The organism is Burkholderia sp. E168m23 (assembly GCF_016586125.1).
GTDB classification, from domain to species: Bacteria; Pseudomonadota; Gammaproteobacteria; order Burkholderiales; family Burkholderiaceae; genus Burkholderia; species Burkholderia orbicola.
In genome coordinates, this window is sequence record NZ_BCPP01000567.1 from 1 (window position 1) to 4,712 (window position 4,712).

Genomic DNA, 4,712 nt, shown 5'->3' on the forward strand with positions numbered 1-4,712 from the left:
CCGAAACACGCGCGGCCGATCGCGTCCGCGCCGCGCCGAGGGCAACGATCGCGCCACCCAGTATCGCCATGCCGATCGACGTCAGCGTCACGACGAGCGCCACGCGCCCGCGGCCGGAGAAGAGCCCCACGAGCAGCCCGGCAAGCGGCTGCGTCGCGTTGTTCAGCAGGACGATGACGCCCGTCGTCTTGCCATAGTCCCGAGGGGGGATGATCGCCTGCCGTGCGCTGCGGATGTACACGTTGAACATCTTGTCGAAACCGATGACCATCAGGAAACCGGCAACGTACATCGCAATCGAACCCGACAGGCCCATCACGAGGCCGCCGGCCGCGATCGCGACGAATGCGACGATGCCGAGCCGCACGCGCGACACCTCGATACGCGCGACGAACAACAGGATCACGACCGTCGCGACGGCGCCCGCGACCTGCAGCCCCGCATAGAAACCGCCCGACTGCCGAAACGTACCGGTGACCATCGCAGCCGACGTCGCCAGTGTCGTCCCGATCACGAGGTTTTCCGCCGCCGCGAGCAGGACGAGCCGCGAGAGCCCCGGCAGCGTGAGGACATGCGTCAGCGCGACGCCGAACGGCGCATACCACGGCCCCACCGCGTGCTCGGGACGCGCGATGCGCGCCGTGCTGGTGCGTTGCCATACGAACGCCAACAGATCCGCCACGACGAACAGTAGCGCCGCGCAAGCGACGCCCCACTCCCAGGTACGGAAGCCCAGCAGCGCCGCCGCGACGATCGGCCCGAGCACGACGCCCGACTGATCGGCGAGCTGCGTATGGGCCAGCACTTTCTCGAAGCGCTGCAGCGGAAAAATCTGCGGCAGCAGCACCTCCCGGGCGACGAGACCCTGGCTCGTGAGTACGCCGCATACGGCGGACAGCGCGATCAGCCAGCCGATTCCGCTCCAGGCGACATAGCCGACGATGCCGATCAAACAGGCGACGGCCCGGCTGGCCTGGCTCGTTCGCAGCACGCGAATCGGCGACACGCGGTCGCTCAGTGCACCGCAGATCGGGAAGGCAATGAATCGCGGGAGCGTTTCGATGAAAAAAGCGAGCCCGGACCACGTCGCTTTCTGGGTGACCTGAAAGACGACGAGCGGTACCAGGAAGAGCAGCATCTGGTCTGCAAGACGCGCCAGAAAAAGAGAACCCAGAAAGGCCGGCTGATCGACGCGCATCACGCGTTTGCCCCTGCAAGATTGGTCGGAACGCGTCAGAGTATGCCAGCACCATCTCCCTACCGCGCCAGAACCCGCTCCACCAGCCTCACGAAATAACTCGCTCCCACCGGCAACAATGCATCGTTGAAGTCGTAACTGGCGTTATGCAGCAGGCAAGGCCCGCCGCCATGCCCGTGCACGCGATGATCGCCCACCCCATTCCCGAGGAACGCATAACAACCCGGCTTCTCGCGCAGCATGAACGAGAAATCCTCCGCCGCCATGGTCGGATCGACGGCCGCGTTCACATGCGCGTCGCCCACCAGCTCGCGCATCACCGCTACCGCCACTGCTGTCTGTTCGGCATCGTTCACGGTAGCCGGATACTGGCGCTGGAAATCCACCTCGCTCTCGCAATCGAAGGCCGCGGCCGTCGCGGCCACCACGGCGCGCATGCGCGTCTCGATCAGGTCGAGCGTCGCATCGGAGAAGGTCCGCACCGTGCCGCCGAGCCAGGCATCGGTCGGCACCACGTTCATCGCCTCGCCCGCATGCACCTGCGTGACCGACAGCACCGCGCCGTCGATCGGATTGCGGTTGCGCGTGACGATCCCCTGCAGGGCGCTCAGCACCTGCCCCGCCGCGAACACCGGATCGCGGCCCAGGTGCGGCATGGCCGCGTGGCAGCCGGCCCCGCGCAAGTCGATCCGGAACAGGCTGGTCGAGGCCATCAGCGGCCCCGGCCGCACCGCGAAATCGCCAGCCGCGATGCCGGGCCAGTTGTGCAGCCCGAACACGGCATCCACCGGGAAACGCTCGAACAGGCCGTCCTCGATCATCGCGCGCGCGCCGCCGCCCGCTTCCTCGGCCGGCTGGAAGAACAACTGCACGGTGCCGTCGAACTCGCCGTGCCGCGCCAGATGGCGCGCGGCCCCCAGCAGCATGGTGGTGTGCCCGTCGTGGCCGCACGCATGCATCGCGCCGGGCACCGTCGAACGATGCGCGAAGGTGTTGGCCTCCTGCACGGGCAGCGCATCCATGTCGGCGCGCAGGCCGATCGCACGCCCGCTGCCGCCGCGCTTCAAGGTGCCGACCACGCCGGTGCGGCCGACGCCGCGCGTGACGGCGTAACCCCATTGCTCGAGCCGCTCGGCGACGAGTTCGGCGGTGCGAAACACGTCGTAACCCACCTCGGGATGGGCATGGATATCGCGGCGGATCGCCGTCAGTTCGTCGGCGTGCGCGACGATGGAATCGATCAGTTTCATGCGGAGGGAAGTACTTTTGCGGTCGTCGCGGCGTGGCGTGGCGGTGGGCCGCTCCATGCCGCCCGCCGCCGCGCCGCGAGACGTCAGATATGGAACAGCTGCGCCACCAGGGTCGCGCCGATGAAGGTGCCGGCATTGGCCACGAAGGACACCAGCACGATGCGCCAGCCGAGCCGGCGGAAGGCCGGGATGTCCTTGGCGATCGACAACCCCGCGAACACCAGCATCGGCGTGGTCACGCCGAGGAAATCGTTGTGCGAGCTGAGCGCGGCGATCTGCGAAGCCCACGGGGACCACGGCGAGGTCAGGAACATCGCCACCACCGATACCCAGCAGACCGCCGGAATCCGCCGCCCCGTCACGCGCGCCAGCGCGTCGCCGACGATCGTCGCGCCCACCATGATCGCGATCCCCGGCAGTCCCGCCAGCGGCGTGGTGCCGTGGGCGATCCAGTCGCACACCAGCGCCATCGCGGCCGTCACGATCCAGGCCAGCAGCTTGCCGCCGTAGCCGAGCGCGGGCGCCTCGGTCCGCACCTCGCCCAGCGACGGGCTGGCCGCCTCGGGCTGCGCCGAAGCCTTGGTGGTGCGGCCGATCAACGGCTCCAGCACGCGATAGCCCCAGACTGCGAGCGGCAGCGAGATGAACAGCGTGAAGTAGGTACCGATGGTGGTGGTGATCAGGTTGCTGGCCGCGGCGAACGCGAGCACCGATTTCGCCGTCTCCGGGTCCTGCTGCGCGGCGATCGCGCCCGACGCGGCCGCCATCATGCTGCCCGAGCCGACGCCCGAGCCCATCGCCAGCGCGAGCGGATCGAAGATGCCAAGGCTGCTCACGAAACCCGCGAACACGGCGATGAACACCGCGCCGAACACGGTGCCGGTCAGGTACTCGGCCAGCACGCCGCGGCCCTCGGCCGAATCCATCCCGTACTTCTCGCCGATGATCGCCAGGCTCGGCTCGCGGCCCACCGAGAAGGTCGCGCCGATCGCCTCGCGCTTGATGCCGAGCAGCAACGCGAGCGGCAGGCCGAGCAGGATGGTGCCGACGAAGTGGCCGAATTCCTGGAAGGCCAGCGCCCAGCCCGCCGACGCCAGCTTGGGCAGCGCGCTGCCCACCATCAGCCCGAGCTTGGAGACGAACAGCAGCAGCGCCGGCTGCAGGATCGCGGCCGCGAAGAACTGGTCGGGCACGCTCAGGCGCGCGCTGCTGTTCCAGCGCGCGCTGGCCAGCCCCACCGCGGCGCCGAGCAGCAGCGCCCAGATCATCGGCAGCAGCACGACCTTGCCCGGTCCGAGCTTGAACGTGAACGAGCCGATCCATTCGGCGACCAGCAAAATGCCGGCCGCGTAAAGCAGGACCTTGGCGGTGGCCGCGCCGCCCAGCTCGCGGCGCTCGATACCCAGTGCGTGTTCCATGACGAATCTCCCCTTGAAGCCCGGCTGCCGTCGCATGCGGACCGGTGATTACAGATAACCGAACGCGGTGGGCGGCGCTTCCGCCGTCTCGACCCACACGCTCTTGGTCTGCGTGTATTCGTACAGCGCCTCGACCCCGCTCGAGCGGCCGTAGCCGCTCATGCCGTAGCCGCCGAACGGCGACGCCACGTTGATGGTCTTGTAGCCGTTGACCCAGAAGGTGCCGGCATTCACCTGCGCGGCCACGCGATGCGCGCGCGCCACGTCGGTGGTCCACGCCGCGCCGGCCAGGCCGAAGTCGGTGTCGTTGGCGATTGCGATCGCCTCCTCCTCGGTGTCGAACGGGATGGCGGCCACCACCGGCCCGAAGATCTCGGTGCGCGCCACCTCCATCGCGTTCGACACGCCGGCCAGCACGGTGGGCGCGACGAAGTAGCCGCCGCGGCCCGTCTCGACGCGCTCGGCCGAGCCGCTGGCGAGCGTGGCGCCCGCCGCCACGCCGTTCGCGATCATCGACATCACGTGGTCGTACTGCTTGCGATTGTTGATCGGGCCCACCTCGGTCGCCTCGTCGAGCGGCGCGCCGACACGGATCTTCTTCGCGCCCGCAGCCACCATCGCGACGAATTCGTCGTAGACGGCGCGCTGCACCAGCAGACGCGAGCCGGCCACGCAGCTCTGGCCCGCACCGGCGAAGATCGCCGCCTGCGCGGTCAGCGCGGCGCGCTTGAGGTCGGCATCGGCGAACACGATATTGGCCGACTTGCCGCCCAGCTCCAGCACGCAGGGCAGCACGCGGCGCGCGGCGGCCTCGGCGATGCGCGCGCCGGTGGCCGGCGAGCCGAC

At 69.1% G+C, this 4,712-nt stretch carries 4 protein-coding genes; all 4 read right to left on the reverse strand.

What is annotated here, in order from left to right:
* A partial coding sequence (locus JMF90_RS24795) for an MFS transporter (protein WP_201325542.1) occupies window positions 1-1,198 on the reverse strand: 1,198 nt, incomplete at its 3' end.
* 59 nt (window positions 1,199-1,257) lie between these two features.
* Complete coding sequence (locus JMF90_RS24800) at window positions 1,258-2,448, reverse strand: M20 aminoacylase family protein (RefSeq protein ID WP_012339808.1); 1,191 nt, start codon at window positions 2,446-2,448, stop codon at window positions 1,258-1,260.
* An 83-nt stretch (window positions 2,449-2,531) separates the two neighbouring features.
* Entirely contained in the window at window positions 2,532-3,866 is a 1,335-nt protein-coding gene (locus tag JMF90_RS24805; protein ID WP_011547471.1) for a DUF3100 domain-containing protein, read from the reverse strand.
* Between the two features lie 48 nt (window positions 3,867-3,914).
* Window positions 3,915-4,712: aldehyde dehydrogenase family protein (locus JMF90_RS24810; RefSeq protein ID WP_201325543.1), on the reverse strand; the 798-nt coding region annotated here is incomplete at its 5' end.